Below are 14,678 nucleotides of genomic sequence, written 5' to 3' on the forward strand. Positions count from 1 at the left end.
CTTTATTTGGCTACGTTGTTTATGGGTTTTCCACCGATGTATGCTTTCAAGTTGTCAACCAGAATGGTCATCAGACGTTCACGGGCGGCGGAAGTAGCCCAGGCTATATGCGGGGTGATATAGCAATTTCTGGCAGTCAACAATGGGTTGTCCGCACGTGGAGGCTCGGTGGAGAGTACATCCAATCCGGCGGCATAAATCTTATAATTATTCAGAGTGTCTGCCAGGTCTTGTTCGTTGATCAAAGGGCCGCGACTGGTGTTGATTAAGATGGCGTTTGGTTTCATCAGTTCAAGGCGGCGGGCATTAACCAGATCACGGGTTGATTCCGTTAACGGACAATGCAGACTGACGATGTCACATTCACGGAAAATCTGGTCGAGTTCCGCTTTTCTGATTTCGGGAGGCAACTGAAGCCGTGACTTGGAGGTATAGGCCCACACTTTCATTCCGAACCCGATTGCGATACGGGCTGTATTATATCCGGTCTGTCCCAGTCCGATAAGACCGATTTTCTTTCCTAACAGCTCTATAAGCGGGGTATCCCAGTAACAAAAATCCTGATTCCGGGTCCACTGCCCTCCACGCACTTCGTCTGCATAGTGTTGCACTCGCTGAGTGATATTCAGGATATGGGCAAAAACCATCTGTCCGACGGATGGAGTGCTGTAAGCCGGGATGTTGGTAACCACAATACCGCGTTCTTTGGCTGCCGCAATATCAATAATGTTATATCCGGTGGCTATTACGCCGATATACTTCAGGTTAGGCAAAGAGGCCATGTGCTCTGCGGTGATCACGGCTTTGTTGGTAAGGATGGCCTCGGCGTCCTTCGCATGTGTAAGCACCTCTTCGGGGGCTGTGCGATCATAGATTTCACACTCACCTAAAGTTCTCAATTCATCCCAGTTCAGATCTCCGGGGTTGGCGGCATAGCCGTCTAAAACTACTATCTTCATAAATTATTAGGTGTTAAGTATTAAGTTTGTGTACTTGAATACTGAATTAATAACTCTTTATCTAATAAAACAATTACAGATGTTTAATAGTTCTTTTCATTTCCCCAGAGTTGTTTCATTCGTTCGGCATGTTTCTGTTCAGCCGGGTTGTGTTGGGGCTGCCATATTTGCTTATTCTTGATTTCGTCTGGCAGGAATTGCTGTTTTACGAAATTACCTTCATAATTATGGGCATATTTATATTCCTGGCCATATCCTAACTGCTTCATCAGTTTGGTGGGAGCATTGCGCAGGTGCAGAGGTACAGGCAGGTTACCGGTTTCACGCACCAATGCCAGTGCATCGTTGATAGCATTGTAGGCTGAGTTGCTTTTAGGGCTGGTTGCCAGATAAATGGTGGTTTCCGCCAATGGGATTCTTCCTTCCGGCCAGCCTATTTTCATCAACGTGTCAAAACAGGCATTAGCCAATAGCAGTGCATTCGGATTGGCCAGGCCAATGTCTTCCGAAGCCGAGATGACCAGACGCCTGGCAATGAATGCCGGGTCTTCTCCTCCTTCTACCATACGTGCCAGCCAGTAAATGGCACCGTCGGGATCGCTGCCCCGGATCGATTTGATAAATGCCGAAATAATATCGTAATGCATCTCGCCGTCTTTATCATAAGCCAGCGGATTTTGCTGTAAGCGTTCGGTTACCAGATCGTCAGTGATAACTACGGTCTCTTCCGTTTCCGACTCTACTACGAGTTCCAGTATATTCAGCAGCTTGCGGGCATCGCCTCCCGAAAAACGAAGCATGGCACTGGTTTCTTTCAGTTCTATTTTACGTTCTTTCAGTACGGTATCGGTAGTGATGGCACGTTGAAGCAATTCAAGCAGGTCCTCTTTCTCCAGAGACTTCAGTGTATAGAGCTGGCAACGGGAGAGGAGTGGACGGATTACCTCAAAAGACGGGTTCTCCGTGGTGGCACCTATCAGAGTAACTGTTCCGTGCTCGACAGCTCCCAGCAACGAGTCCTGCTGAGATTTGCTGAATCGGTGTATTTCGTCGATAAACAAGATGGGACTGGACTGAGTGAAGAATTTGTTGCTTTTGGCGCGATCTATCACTTCGCGTACGTCTTTCACGCCCGATGTTACGGCACTCAGTGTATAAAAAGGGGTTTCCAGCTTGTTGGCTATTATCTGGGCCAGTGTTGTTTTACCGACTCCCGGAGGCCCCCACAGGATAAATGAAGAGATACGTCCTGCATCAATCATCTTGCGCAAGATAGCACCCGGTCCCACAAGGTGTTTCTGACCGATATAATCATCTAATGTTTTTGGCCGTAGCCTTTCCGCTAATGGTTGCATATCTATTTGTAATGAATCTGTTTATTAGTCGATCACCGTCCCCATCACCTGTACATCTGTGATAGCGGCTTTTTCTCCGATGAAACTGATACGTATGAAACGTCCCTGTATACCCGGAACAACCTGGATCATCCGAATGTTCTCGTTTTGTTTATAGTTGGTCTGATCCGGAATAAGTGTCCAGTGTTCTCTGTCCATCGATGCCTCCACTTTGTATTGGTAATGGTCCGTATCCGGAAATGCGATTCGGATGTGGCGTATGGACAAGCCTTTCTCTGTGTCCAATGTCCAGGAGCGTTCCGGGTCGTTGCCGGCAGCTTGCCAATAGGTGGCTCCATCTCCATCGGCAGCAAATGCGGACGAGTGTCCGTCGGCCGATGAACTGCAGAAGGTCGGATTATTGGGCCCGAAGGTTTGCAGGTTATCTGTTTTATCCTGAACCTCAAAACGTGTATAAGGTCGGTCTTTCACTTTGCAGGCTTCGGTATAGGGAGTGCTTCCGATGAACCGGAGTGTGATCTCGGCAGGCTCGAGCCCCGGTGAGGTAGCCCGTATCACGGTTTCTCCGGCATAGTATGACCGGAATTCAATCGCGGCTTTTCCATCGAGAATACGGATATCACTCTCTTTTTCAAATAGGACCGAGGTACCGGTAGGAAACTCTCCCGGACCGGATATGATGTTGAGGCTGACTGCCGGAGAATTGTTGACCGGTTTACCGTCTGCATCCAGAATGGTTACCGACAACATAACGTCATCTGTCCCGTCTGTCTTTATCTGGTTCGTTTGATCGGCTGTCAGGGCAATGCGTGCAGGTGTTCCTGCCTCTGGCCACTTCGGCGGAGCAATCCCTTTGTAGGCATTGCGGTACCAATACCAGGCACGTTTGGGAATCCGGAAATAATCGATAATTCCCATTTTCCCAAGAGCACTTCCGGCTATACTCCCGTGGTCGAATGCGCACCAGATGGCTTGTCCGCTACGCCAGGCAAAGCCATTTTGCGCATTATTCTTTGCCAAGTCTCCCCAGCCCGGATCGTACTCTCCCGGACGGTCGGCTGTCGTGCTACCATACTCTGAAACTACCGTCGGTATGCCCGGTTGCTGAAACTCGGGGATGTAGCTACCGTCACCGTTATATCCGGCTATATCACCCAACTTGTCGATTCGTTTCTCTCCCAACGGACGTTGAGCACCGCCAATGGCCGCCGGACGGGTTGGATCGAGTTGCTTGGAGAGTTTGACGGTTTCTGACAGTAACTTGCGCATCGGGTCGATCGTTTCGGGTGCGGTAAAGAACGGTTCGTTACTCATACTCCATACAACAATAGAAGGATGGTTGCGGTGGATGCGGATCAATTCTTTCAGTTGGGCTTTTACACTGCTCTCAAATCCTGCCCTGTCTGCTTCATTTACGGGATATGCACTTGCGTTCCAGTAGCCATCTCCTTTGTGACCTCCGATTCCCCAAAATGCATTCTCTGCCCAGAATAGCATACCTATTTCATCGCATGCTTGTGAGAAAGCCGGTGAATGGGGGTAATGCGAACCTCGTATCAGGTTGAAGCCGGCTTCTTTTACCAGACGGATATCTCTTCGCATACCGGTTTCGGTCACGGCATCTCCCCATCCGGCATGATCCTGATGAACATTGGCTCCCTTAAAATAATAATGTTCCCCGTTCAGGAAGAATCCCCGGTCCGGTGTCCATTCAAACCAGCGGAATCCGAAAGACGTTTCATAGCGGTCTATCAATTTTTCTCCGTGGTAAAGCGAGCTGACCACCTTGTAAAGTGCAGGATGATCGGGATGCCACAGCTCCGGTGCCTGAATCTCGCGGGTTTGCTGCTCAAATGTGTAGGTTGCGTTGTCCGGCAATGATTGTGATGTAGAAACAGAAGCCGCTTCTTTGCCTCGGGGATCGATAACAGTGGTCAGAAGTCGGTAAGTTTCTGTTTTTCCGGAACGATTGCATACATCTGTCCTTATGTGGACGCTCCCTGACTTTCCCTTTTTTTCTCCTAAGTCCGGTGTGGTGACCAATGTGCCATACCAATCGATATAGGTCGGTTCTTTGATCACTAAGCGTACGTTCCTGTAAATGCCTCCGCTGAATACATGTTCGCCTGCACGTGGAGCGAGGTCAGGTCGCCAGCAGTTGTTAACCCGAACCGCTATCTGGTTTTTTCCTTCTTTCAGATAGCTCGATATATCAATGGAAAATCCGGTATATCCTCCTTGGTGGGTTCCTGCCCGATGTCCGTTCACAAAAACTTCTGCTTCCTGAAATACACCGTCGAATTCAAGAAAGCTCCTTTTGCCAAGCACTTCTTTCTTTATCGGAAAGGCTTTGCGGTACCATCCGTAACCTACATAAAAATCTTTCGACATGAAGTATGGAGTACTGAAAGAGTGGGGAAGTCCCGTCCTTTCCCAGTCGGAATCGTCAAAATCCGGTCGGGAAGCACTCTTGAAGTCTCCCCGGCAATATTTCCATTCCCGGTTGAAGTTGATGGTTTGTCGTGGGGAATCCGCCCGGCAAACATGGATTGCACTGCTTAACATAAGAAAAACCAACCATAGCTTCATGCCATTGCAGGTGTGTACTGTGAAATTCATCGTATTGAGGTTTTATAGTGTGAATGATAGATAGGCGGATCAGAATACTACCTGAATCATAAACCGGATACCTTGTTTGTTGATTCCCGGGTGGTTCAGGTAAGTCAGACGGCGTACGTATTCGATATGCAACAATTTAAAGATGTTGTAAATACCCACACTGGCTTCCAGGTAAGGTACTTTCGGATCCATCACATAGCTGGTGTAGCTGCCGTCCCGTTGCGGGAAATCAAACAGTTCCGGATTATTGCTCTTAAACGGGTTATTCTTATCCGTCAGGTTGCCGTATAGAGCGCGGAAACGGAATACCTCTCTCCACTTCAGTTTCTTAATCAGCGGGATGCGGTTGAAAAGTTTACCATTCATGTCATATGTGAGTGCCAGCGATGCATAACGGTCGTTGAGGAACTCCATATTATTGATCAGGTTGAACGTTTCTTTCTGTGTGATATACGATAGGTTGGCGGCTGGCAAAATAAGTAATGGGAACGGAACGGTATTCCATTGTGCACCTCCTTTTAAGGTAACATCTACTTTACCCCAGGACGAGAGCCAGAAGCGCTTCCAGATACTTGCCTCCGTCAGGTTGAAATTATATTCTCCTCCTAAAACACCTTTAAATCCGGTAGTGTGGGAGAGGGTGAAGATGGGAGCATCCAGCGATACCGGACGACGGCGTTGCTTTGTATTGACGAAGGTCTCGCCCGGCGCATAACGTAAGGTCAGCCCCAATTCGGCGGTAGTTATATCGGGTACGATGGTTTTGGCAGCATCATTGCGGATGTATTGCAACTTGCCTGCCGGAGTATCTTCCCGGTGTCGCGCCATGGCCGCAACCGAGAAACCCGACAAAGTCTCCATTTCATATCTCAGTGTGGCGTCCCGTACGTATGACATCTGGTCGACGGTCGTGGTTTTCCACGCTACGAATACGTTATCCTTATCCGTGTCGAGGAACTTATCCATTGGCGACATGACGTCGTAGCGGTAGGAGGCCGAGATGTAATGCTTCGGGAATTCCCAGGGGAAGAATTCGCATTTGCGGAAAGAGTAGGTCACATTACCTTCATATTTCCATTTTTTATCTTTGAGTCCGTACGCTCCGTATCCATTGAAGAACCAGTGGGGATTCAGCTTGGCGGTAGTCATGCCGCTGAGACGGAAACGGGTACCATCCACATAATTGCTCGATATCATGGTGTTGATCGGTCCGAAGTCAAACTTACTCGGATGTTCTTTGGTTCCGGTTTCCACATAGTTTTCTATCAACGCTTTTGCTCCGAATATCACATATTTGAATCCGGGTATTTGTTCCAGCCGGTTCATGAAAAGATCCATGCTGCTCTCGGTCTTTGTTAGAGGCACCTGGCGTACTCCGGCCCAATATTCGTCACTTTTGGTCAGCATGTCCGCCTCTTTGATCACACTTCCTTTCAAACGGAAAAGTCGTGGCTCGATGGGGTCGAAGACATAATTGCTATATTTGGTTGTTCGTTTTACCTGGATGCCCTGAATAGCTTTCATGACTAAAAGATCCACAGTCATATCGTCGTCTGTCAGCACCCAGTTGCCATTGGGAAGCTGTTCATATTGCTGTACGACGTCCAGATTTTCTACAAAGTTTACTCCTGTCTTTTTAGGCAGATTCATGGTGCACTTTTTCACAGCATAGGTAGAGTCGTCCAGTACATACAGGTGTCCGGTGAATCCGAAGTCCTGAGAGTTCTGTGGGACGAAGGTGAGATGCACGCATTTATCTTTATCCACCATCACAGTATCCATCAGGTAGAATTTATAGAAAGAGATGGCTCCGCTTCCGATTGGACTTACGAAACGGCGTTGCAACAGGCGGATATCATCATCATAGATATTGATATCGGCAAATACATCATTGAGGATAGTACCCAGCATATCACCTGTTGAGAAGAATTCTTCCACGCCATTGGAGTTCATACCTTCGATTATGGTCTTTTTGCTTTCCGGGTCCTTCCGGTAAATGGTTTTGGAAGACGTTTCCTGCACCGAGATAGGCAGAATCAGTTTGTTGGTTTCAGGCGAAACCTCAACCTGGTCTTTGAGGAAAGAAAACTTTTTATAGATTCCTTTTTCAAGGCTTTCGGGTGTCACGTCATTGAGTGACATCTTCATCTTCTGATACTTGTTGTACTGATAATAGTCGTTGGTTTCCAGCTTCTGAGCTTTCTTGTGGTCGATGACCTTTCGCATGAACTCCACAGCGGGATTGTTTTTCCGGGAATACTTTTCTTTTTTAGGTTTTATCACCACCTCGTCCAGCGTGACATCATCTGGTGAGAGCACCACATTCAGTTCTTTGGCACCTGCCGGAATTTTCACTTTCTTGGTGATATACCCCACTGCAGAGAAGGTCAGTTCGTTCCAACCTTTGCGGGTTTCTACCTGATATTCTCCGTTAGCATTGGATATACCGCCTACGCCTTTTCCTTCATAGAAAACGGAAATGTACATTAGCGGCTCATGTGAAATAGAATCAGTGATTACTCCCTTCAACTGTGCAAAAGCCTGTGGTGCAGAGAGGATAAGGAAGACTACTATTAATAGTTTAGAATATTGTTGTTTCATACACACTTCATCTCATCGTGAGACTGCAAAGGTAATAAATTCCTTTTGATTGAACGGACTATATAACCTTTTTTGTGTATCTTTTGAGTCCTGTAAGGAGGGGGAATCCGGCATTATTCCCCCAATAATATTTGTACAATTCGTTCTGCGGTCCGTCCGTCCCAGCGTTCGGGCAGAGTGCCTTGTTTCCATTCTCCGTTCATCAGTTTATCCATACTGGCAGCCAATGCTGCCGGATCTTCACCAACCAGTTCATTGGTGCCTGTGCGCCAGGTTTCCGGATGCTCGGCATAGGTGTTGAGGGTGATGCAGGGAATTCCCAGGAAGGTCGCTTCTTCCGCCACATTGCCTGAATCTGTTATAATGGCTTTTGCCTGGTTCATCAGATACCCGAAAGAGAGGTAGCTTTGTGTGGGCATGATGTGCAGGTTAGGAGCTGTGATGTCGAGAGTTTTGATCGCATTGCGTACATAAGTGTGCAGTGGTGCCACAATCGGCATGCCGTTTGCCTTTTCAAGTAAGGTCTCTATCAATTTCCGCAGATTTTCTTTGTTGTTCAGCAGCACATGGCGGTTGAGGGTCAGCAGGATGTACTCGTGCTCTTTCAGTCCCAGGACAGAGAACCATATTGGCTTTATCAGGCGGTTGCGGTTATACCGTATTGTATCGATCAGGATGTTGCCTACATAGTAGACTGTTTCATTTTCTGTTCCTGTCTGATTCAGGTTACGATTGGCCACCATGCCGGCTGTGAACAGATAGTCGGAAAGTCCGTCTGTTATCATACGATTGACTTCTTTGGGCATGGACATATCGAACGAACGGGTGCCGGCTACGAGATGTGCCACTTTTATATTTTGTTTTTTGGCTACGATCGCACAACTCATAGTTGCAGTGAGGTCATCGACTACCAGAACTACATGCGTAGGGTTTTCTGTCAGTTCACGTTCGAAGGCGATCATTATTCCCGCAGTAAGTTCTGTGGGGTTATTGCCGTTTACGCCCAGATAGGCATTGGGAGCTTTCATATGCAGATCTGCAAATAAGGATGCATCCAGACTGGTGTCATTCTCTATCCCTGTGTAAACCAGGCGATAAGAAATGCGTTTACCTTGTGCCTTAGCGGCATCGATAGCCCGGGTGATAGGGGCGATTTTCATAAAGTTAGGGCGAGCCCCGGCAACAATCGTTATCTTCATCTTCGTATTCTTACAATTTTCAAGGAACAAATGTACACTTTCTTGCGGAATTATTTGTTTCTTTGCACACAAAAAACTTGATATATGCCAACAATCTTTCAGATTCCGACCTTTATCCAGATTCTGGAGTTTATCGGGACATTTGCTTTTGCCATTAGTGGCATTCGTCTTGCATCTGCCAAACAGTTTGACTGGTTTGGTGCTTATGTAGCCGGTGTGGCTGTTGCCATTGGCGGTGGTACTATACGTGACGTATTGCTGGACGTTACTCCGTTCTGGATGACGAATCCCATTTATCTTATCTGTTCGGCGCTGGCCCTTCTGTGGGTTATCTTTTTCCGGAAGCATCTGATTCATATGCACAACACGTTTTTTATCTTCGACAGCATTGGGCTTGCATTATTTACGGTAGTTGGTATCAGCAAAACGATCGATTTGGGCTATGCCTTTTGGGTGGCCATCATTATGGGCACAATGACCGGAGCAGCCGGTGGCGTAATCCGCGATGTGTTTATCAACGAGATTCCGTTGATTTTCCGTAAAGAGATTTATGCCATGGCATGCGTTATTGGCGGAGTCATTTATTGGGGACTCGACCGTCTGGGTGTTGATGCTGCTTTAACACAGGTCATCAGTGGCTGTTGCATTTTTGTGGTACGCGCATTGGCTGTGAAATATCAGATCTGTTTGCCTATCCTGAAAGGGGAGTAGACTTATACTAATTTTATTCCGGTAGTATCAGATCACCGGAGAAGCTGATCGATTCACGATTCTGCATATCGACATCTATGCTGGACGAACCATTGGAATAGATAGTGATTCTAAACTTGAACTGATCTTCGGAGTTTCTGGCGGTGAAGTTTATCTTTGCTGCTCCGCGTTTGCCCATGACCATATTATATTTGTCAATCGAAGCCTTGAACATCAGTCCTTGCCCTCCTCCATAGGGAATAGAATAAGCACGCCCGAAATAGGGTAGTTGTGAAAAGACCGAATCGTTTCGAACTATCACAGAATAAACTGAGGTCAGTGGAATCATATGCCCTCGGCGTGGGTATGCTGTAGATACGTCAATCCGGTAGTTTTCCGATTCGATTAGCTCTTTTACTGTTTGTTCTTTTTGCTCTTTCTTTTCTTTCCGGCTTTGGGCCTGAAGCGGGCAAACTCCTGTTCCGATGATGAGCAACATCAGAAGGATGATACATTTGCTTGTTTTCATATCAATGGTTGTTTTTCGGATGTTTACATAAAGATAACGGTCGGAAAAGATAAAATGTATAAAGCAGACAAATGATTTAATATTATTTCGTGTTTACCGGATGGGATTTCACAAAGAATAAAAAAGGAGGGCATGTCAAAACTTACCACAGATTGCACGGATTAACACAGAATGAATTTTAAATCGTCGTTTACATAATGCTTAATCTGTGTAACCTGTGGCGAAGAAGACTTTTGAGTCTATATGGGGAGGATATTTCTGTTAGAACTGTTCCAGAATGGCAATTCGTTTTTCGATTGGCGGATGGGTGGCGAAGAGCCCGCTTAGCCCGCTCAATGCGCTTTTAGCCTGTTTGCCAGGATGTTGTATGAATAACTGCGCTACATCTTCGCGCTCCACAGCTTCTATATCGGGATCTGCAGATATCTTTCTTAAAGCACTGGCCAGAGCTAATGGGTTCTTTGTCATTTCTGCTGCTCCTGCATCGGCCATGTATTCACGTTTGCGGGAGATGGCAAAGCGCATCAGCGTGGCAAAGAAATAGCCGATGGCAGCTACAATCATGGCTAAAACCAAGATGAGGATGGCACCATTGTTTTTATCATTCCGGCTGCGTGTCCACGAAGAGTAATAAACGGAGCGCAGTGCTATTTGTGCCAACATCGAAAAGATGCCTACGAATACAATGGAGATAATCAGCAGTCGGACATCGTGATTACGGATATGTGTCAGCTCGTGTGCAATGACCCCTTCAAGTTCTTCGTCATTGAGTTTCTCGATGATTCCTTTTGATAAGGTGACCGTATAAGTACGTTCGTTAATTCCGCTGGCATACGCATTGAGTGAATTGTCATCGATTATGTTGATTTTAGGCATTTTCATCCCTTGCGACATACAGAGATTCTCCACTAAATTGTAGATGCGTTTATTCTCTTTACGTTCTAATGGTCGTGCCCCTGTAGCGGCTTTGATAATACTGGAATTGGCAAAGTAGGCAATAATAAACCAGACCAGAACGCCTCCTATAATATAAGGAATCAGATTAATAAACATTTGATTGGTCATTGCCAATGTGTCGTATTGCCCGTAATCATCTGTCACGGTAAAAGTGATGAGCAGGTAGCTGAACAAATAAGTCAGTACTGCCACCAGGCAAGGGAAAAGGAACAGTAAGATGCCGGAACGTAGGTTATTCCGGCTCTGTTGTGTCTGTATTCCGACGTATTGCATGTGTATATACTTTCCTGGGGATTAGAATTTGATTTTCGGGGCTTCTTCCAGATTGGCACGTTGTTCAGTACCCAAATCGAACATCATTTCTTTATGAAAGCCGAACATGTTGGCTATCAAGTTGGAAGGGAATGTCTGTACTGCATTGTTCAGTTCTTTGGTAGCTGAGTTAAAGTAGCGGCGTACTGCAGCCAGTTTGTTTTCTACGTCCGAAATCTCTTCCTGCAACTGGAGGAAGTTTTGGTTGGCCTTTAAATCGGGGTAAGCTTCCAAGGTGATTTTCAATCCCGCGAGGGCGGAACTAAGTTGATTCTCTGCTGTAATCTTTTCATCGATTGTTCGGGCACTGACAGCTCCGTTGCGAGCCTGAATGACGCGTTCAAGTGTGTCCTTTTCGTGAGCTGCATATCCTTTTACTGTATCTACCAATTGTGGGATAAGGTCGTGACGTTGCTTTAACTGTACATCAATGTCGGCAAATGCATTTTCACGGTTGTTTCTCAGTTTTACCAGCGAGTTGTACATGGAAGCAATGATAATGGCGAGGATGACTACAATCCCCAAAATGATAAGTAAGTTCATAATTCTTTTGATTCTTAACGTTGTTAAACTTGATCCAAAGGTATGTGATTCAGTCTCTATTTACAAAAAGCGCATAATAAAAAACATTAATTATCAAACAAACCTCTCAAAGTGTATTGAAACTTTCCTGAAATAACACCCAAAAACTGTCAAATAGCACCCAAAAACTATCATTTGATAGTTTTTACCCCAAAGATTGGTGAAATTTACCCTACTGAAATCTAAAATAAGCCTTAAACTTGCATCATCGAGAAAGAAACGAAATATTAACCGCTTAAAAACCGCAACGTATGAAAAGTTTAAGTTTTAGAAAAGACCTGATAGGGGTACAAGAAGAGTTACTCCGTTTTGCTTATAAACTCACAGCCAATCGCGAAGAAGCCAATGACCTGTTACAAGAAACTTCATTGAAAGCATTAGATAATGAAGATAAATTTATGCCGGATACTAATTTTAAAGGCTGGATGTATACAATCATGCGCAACATCTTTATTAATAATTACCGCAAAGTTGTGCGTGACCAAACTTATGTAGACCAAACCGACAACCTCTTCCATCTGAATCTCCCGCAAGACTCCGGATTTGAAAGTACCGAAGGAGCCTATGACTTGAAAGAAATGCACCGTGTAGTAAATGCGTTGCCTAAAGAATATAAAGTACCGTTTTCAATGCATGTTTCTGGATTTAAATATCGTGAAATAGCTGAAAAATTAGAATTGCCACTCGGTACGGTTAAGAGCCGGATCTTTTTTACCCGGCAGAGACTGCAACAGGAATTGAAGGACTTCGTTTAATTAAGGTGATACTGATTATAATTAGAAAGATTGATTTTTAGATACTGATTTAGTGTAGATTTTTAGTTGTGCAAAAGAAGGAGTAAGCGAGGGACCCCCTCCTTGCTCCTTTGTTTTTGTGACAATATGATATATAACATATCTTTTATGGGAACTTTTTAAGGCTAATTTTTGTCTTTATGTCAGATATCTCAGTATATTTGTAATGACAAGTTAACCTATGAATGTGAAATCACTTATAACTTACGGCAATGAAAAAGGAAATTAAATTCAGTCTCGTATATCGGGACATGTGGCAGTCGTCCGGTAAATACCAACCCCGTGTCGACCAGTTAGTACGAATTGCACCTTTGATTATTGAAATGGGATGTTTTGCCCGTGTGGAAACCAATGGAGGAGCTTTTGAGCAAGTCAACCTGCTCTATGGTGAAAATCCTAACAAAGCAGTACGGGCTTTTACTAAACCTTTCAATGATGCCGGAATACAAACCCACATGCTCGACAGGGGACTGAACGGTTTGCGGATGTATCCTGTTCCTGCCGATGTCCGTCGGTTGATGTATAAAGTCAAGCATGCTCAAGGGGTAGATATAACCCGTATTTTTTGTGGATTGAATGAAGTGAGGAATATTATTCCTTCTATACACTATGCGCTTGAGGGGGGAATGATTCCACAAGCGACTTTGTGTATTACCTTCTCGCCGGTACATACGGTGGAGTATTACACAGCCATTGCCGACAAACTGATTGAGGCCGGTGCTCCTGAAATCTGCCTGAAAGATATGGCGGGAGTAGGACGTCCTGTCATGTTGGGGCGATTGACGAAAGCTATAAAAGAGCGTCATCCTGAAGTCTTGATTCAATATCACGGGCATAGTGGTCCCGGATTATCAATGGCTTCCATTCTTGAAGTTTGCGAGAATGGTGCTGATATTATTGACGTAGCCATGGAACCCATATCCTGGGGTAAAGTTCATCCGGATGTGATCTCCGTACAGGCCATGTTGAAAGATGCCGGTTTCCGGGTTCCTGAGATCAACATGAAAGCATATATGAAAGCACGTGCCATGACGCAGGAATTCATTGATGATTTCCTCGGCTATTTCATGGATCCGACCAACAAGCATATGTCTTCATTATTGTTAAAATGTGGTTTACCGGGTGGGATGATGGGGTCTATGATGGCCGATCTGAAAGGAGTACATGCCGGTATCAATATGATACTTCGGAATAATAATCAACCTGAGCTCAGCATTGACGATCTGCTTGTGATGCTATTCGACGAAGTAGAATATGTGTGGCCCAAGTTGGGCTATCCTCCGTTGGTGACTCCATTCAGCCAGTACGTGAAGAACGTGGCATTGATGAACGTAATGGCACATGTGAAGGGTGAGGAGCGTTGGAGTATGATAGATAATAATACCTGGGGGATGATTCTGGGGAAAAGCGGACGTTTGCCCGGACCTTTGGATCCCGAAATTATAGCTTTGGCAAAAGAAAAAGGATATGAGTTTACGGATGAAGATCCACAGAAGAATTACCCTGATCAGCTTGAAGAGTACCGGAAAGAAATGCTGGAGAACGGATGGGAATTCGGACCTGACGACGAAGAACTTTTTGAACTGGCTATGCATGACAGGCAATATCGTGACTATAAGTCGGGGGTAGCTAAAAAAAGGTTTGAAGAGGATTTGCAACGTGCTAAGGATGCGGCGTTAGTCAAACAAGGTTTTTCTGAAGAAGACGTGAAGAGAATGAAGCGTGCCAAGGCGGAACCAATAACCGCGATGGAAAAAGGAAGAATCATTTGGGAAATTGATGTGGAGTCACCTTCTATGCCTCCGGAAGTAGGGCATAAGTATGAGCCGGATGATGTATTCTGTTATATTGCCACTCCGTGGAATACTTATGACAGGGTATTGGCCAACTTTAGCGGACGTATCATTGAGGTGTGTGCCAAACAGGGTGCTTTGGTCAATAAGGGAGATGCATTGGCTTATGTAGAAAGATGTGAAGAACCGGCATAACGTTTAAAAGTTGTATTGTTATAGAATGGATAAGGACCGTTCCCAGTGTAAACCGGGGCGGTCCTTGTTTTTTTGCCCTTTCCTCAAGTTAGA

Annotated in this window: 11 protein-coding genes; 3 read left to right on the forward strand and 8 right to left on the reverse strand. The window is 45.5% G+C overall.

The window, feature by feature from the left end:
• Window positions 1-2: 2 nt before the first annotated feature.
• The 5 genes from JZY04_RS09475 to wecB all read right to left on the reverse strand — a co-directional run bounded on the left by JZY04_RS09475 (window position 3) and on the right by wecB (window position 8,733).
• Complete coding sequence (locus JZY04_RS09475; protein ID WP_122141958.1) at window positions 3-959, reverse strand: D-2-hydroxyacid dehydrogenase; 957 nt, start codon at window positions 957-959, stop codon at window positions 3-5.
• Window positions 960-1,042: 83 nt separating this feature from the next.
• Window positions 1,043-2,314, reverse strand: a complete 1,272-nt coding sequence (locus JZY04_RS09480; protein WP_005808784.1) for a replication-associated recombination protein A — start codon at window positions 2,312-2,314, stop codon at window positions 1,043-1,045.
• A 24-nt stretch (window positions 2,315-2,338) separates the two neighbouring features.
• A complete protein-coding gene (locus JZY04_RS09485) occupies window positions 2,339-4,933 on the reverse strand; it encodes a glycoside hydrolase family 2 TIM barrel-domain containing protein (protein WP_122141959.1) in 2,595 nt (864 codons plus the stop codon).
• A 39-nt stretch (window positions 4,934-4,972) separates the two neighbouring features.
• Window positions 4,973-7,534 carry a DUF5686 and carboxypeptidase-like regulatory domain-containing protein gene (locus tag JZY04_RS09490; RefSeq protein WP_032541386.1) on the reverse strand — a complete coding sequence of 854 codons (2,562 nt, stop codon included), beginning with the start codon at window positions 7,532-7,534 and terminating at the stop codon, window positions 4,973-4,975.
• Window positions 7,535-7,647: 113 nt separating this feature from the next.
• On the reverse strand, window positions 7,648-8,733 hold the full coding sequence (gene wecB / locus JZY04_RS09495) for a non-hydrolyzing UDP-N-acetylglucosamine 2-epimerase (RefSeq protein ID WP_181996292.1): 1,086 nt from the start codon (window positions 8,731-8,733) through the stop codon (window positions 7,648-7,650).
• 84 nt (window positions 8,734-8,817) lie between these two features.
• Here wecB and JZY04_RS09500 point away from each other — a divergent pair, with 84 nt between their 5' ends.
• The gene (locus JZY04_RS09500) at window positions 8,818-9,444 is read left to right on the forward strand and encodes a trimeric intracellular cation channel family protein (protein WP_005776695.1); all 627 of its coding nucleotides are present in this window, start codon (window positions 8,818-8,820) and stop codon (window positions 9,442-9,444) included.
• 13 nt (window positions 9,445-9,457) lie between these two features.
• On the opposite strand, the gene JZY04_RS09505 is transcribed toward JZY04_RS09500, so the two are convergent.
• The 3 genes from JZY04_RS09505 to JZY04_RS09515 all read right to left on the reverse strand — a co-directional run bounded on the left by JZY04_RS09505 (window position 9,458) and on the right by JZY04_RS09515 (window position 11,764).
• Window positions 9,458-9,952, reverse strand: coding sequence for a DUF4251 domain-containing protein (locus JZY04_RS09505; protein WP_122141961.1), 495 nt, complete (start codon window positions 9,950-9,952; stop codon window positions 9,458-9,460).
• 261 nt (window positions 9,953-10,213) lie between these two features.
• Window positions 10,214-11,182: a M48 family metallopeptidase gene (locus JZY04_RS09510; RefSeq protein WP_032531373.1), complete on the reverse strand. Its 969-nt coding sequence runs from the start codon at window positions 11,180-11,182 to the stop codon at window positions 10,214-10,216.
• Between the two features lie 21 nt (window positions 11,183-11,203).
• The gene (locus tag JZY04_RS09515) at window positions 11,204-11,764 is read right to left on the reverse strand and encodes a LemA family protein (protein WP_005776699.1); all 561 of its coding nucleotides are present in this window, start codon (window positions 11,762-11,764) and stop codon (window positions 11,204-11,206) included.
• Between the two features lie 290 nt (window positions 11,765-12,054).
• Between JZY04_RS09515 and JZY04_RS09520 the strand changes: the two genes are divergently transcribed.
• Complete coding sequence (locus tag JZY04_RS09520; RefSeq protein WP_005776700.1) at window positions 12,055-12,558, forward strand: RNA polymerase sigma factor; 504 nt, start codon at window positions 12,055-12,057, stop codon at window positions 12,556-12,558.
• Window positions 12,559-12,809: 251 nt separating this feature from the next.
• Window positions 12,810-14,585, forward strand: coding sequence for a pyruvate carboxylase subunit B (locus tag JZY04_RS09525; RefSeq protein WP_022012211.1), 1,776 nt, complete (start codon window positions 12,810-12,812; stop codon window positions 14,583-14,585).
• Window positions 14,586-14,678: the final 93 nt, after the last annotated feature.

It is taken from the genome of Bacteroides sp. 11BF (genome assembly GCF_019633765.1).
GTDB lineage: Bacteria > Bacteroidota > Bacteroidia > Bacteroidales > Bacteroidaceae > Bacteroides > Bacteroides hominis.

Coding starts and splice junctions, on each gene's coding strand:
- JZY04_RS09525 (WP_022012211.1), top strand. CDS start 12,810: ATGAAAAAGGAAATTAAATTCAGTCTCGTATATCGGGACATGTGGCAG.
- JZY04_RS09510 (WP_032531373.1), bottom strand. CDS start 11,182: ATGCAATACGTCGGAATACAGACACAACAGAGCCGGAATAACCTACGT.
- JZY04_RS09490 (WP_032541386.1), bottom strand. CDS start 7,534: ATGAAACAACAATATTCTAAACTATTAATAGTAGTCTTCCTTATCCTC.
- JZY04_RS09485 (WP_122141959.1), bottom strand. CDS start 4,933: ATGAATTTCACAGTACACACCTGCAATGGCATGAAGCTATGGTTGGTT.
- JZY04_RS09520 (WP_005776700.1), top strand. CDS start 12,055: ATGAAAAGTTTAAGTTTTAGAAAAGACCTGATAGGGGTACAAGAAGAG.
- JZY04_RS09515 (WP_005776699.1), bottom strand. CDS start 11,764: ATGAACTTACTTATCATTTTGGGGATTGTAGTCATCCTCGCCATTATC.
- JZY04_RS09505 (WP_122141961.1), bottom strand. CDS start 9,952: ATGAAAACAAGCAAATGTATCATCCTTCTGATGTTGCTCATCATCGGA.
- JZY04_RS09480 (WP_005808784.1), bottom strand. CDS start 2,314: ATGCAACCATTAGCGGAAAGGCTACGGCCAAAAACATTAGATGATTAT.
- JZY04_RS09475 (WP_122141958.1), bottom strand. CDS start 959: ATGAAGATAGTAGTTTTAGACGGCTATGCCGCCAACCCCGGAGATCTG.
- JZY04_RS09500 (WP_005776695.1), top strand. CDS start 8,818: ATGCCAACAATCTTTCAGATTCCGACCTTTATCCAGATTCTGGAGTTT.
- wecB (WP_181996292.1), bottom strand. CDS start 8,733: ATGAAGATAACGATTGTTGCCGGGGCTCGCCCTAACTTTATGAAAATC.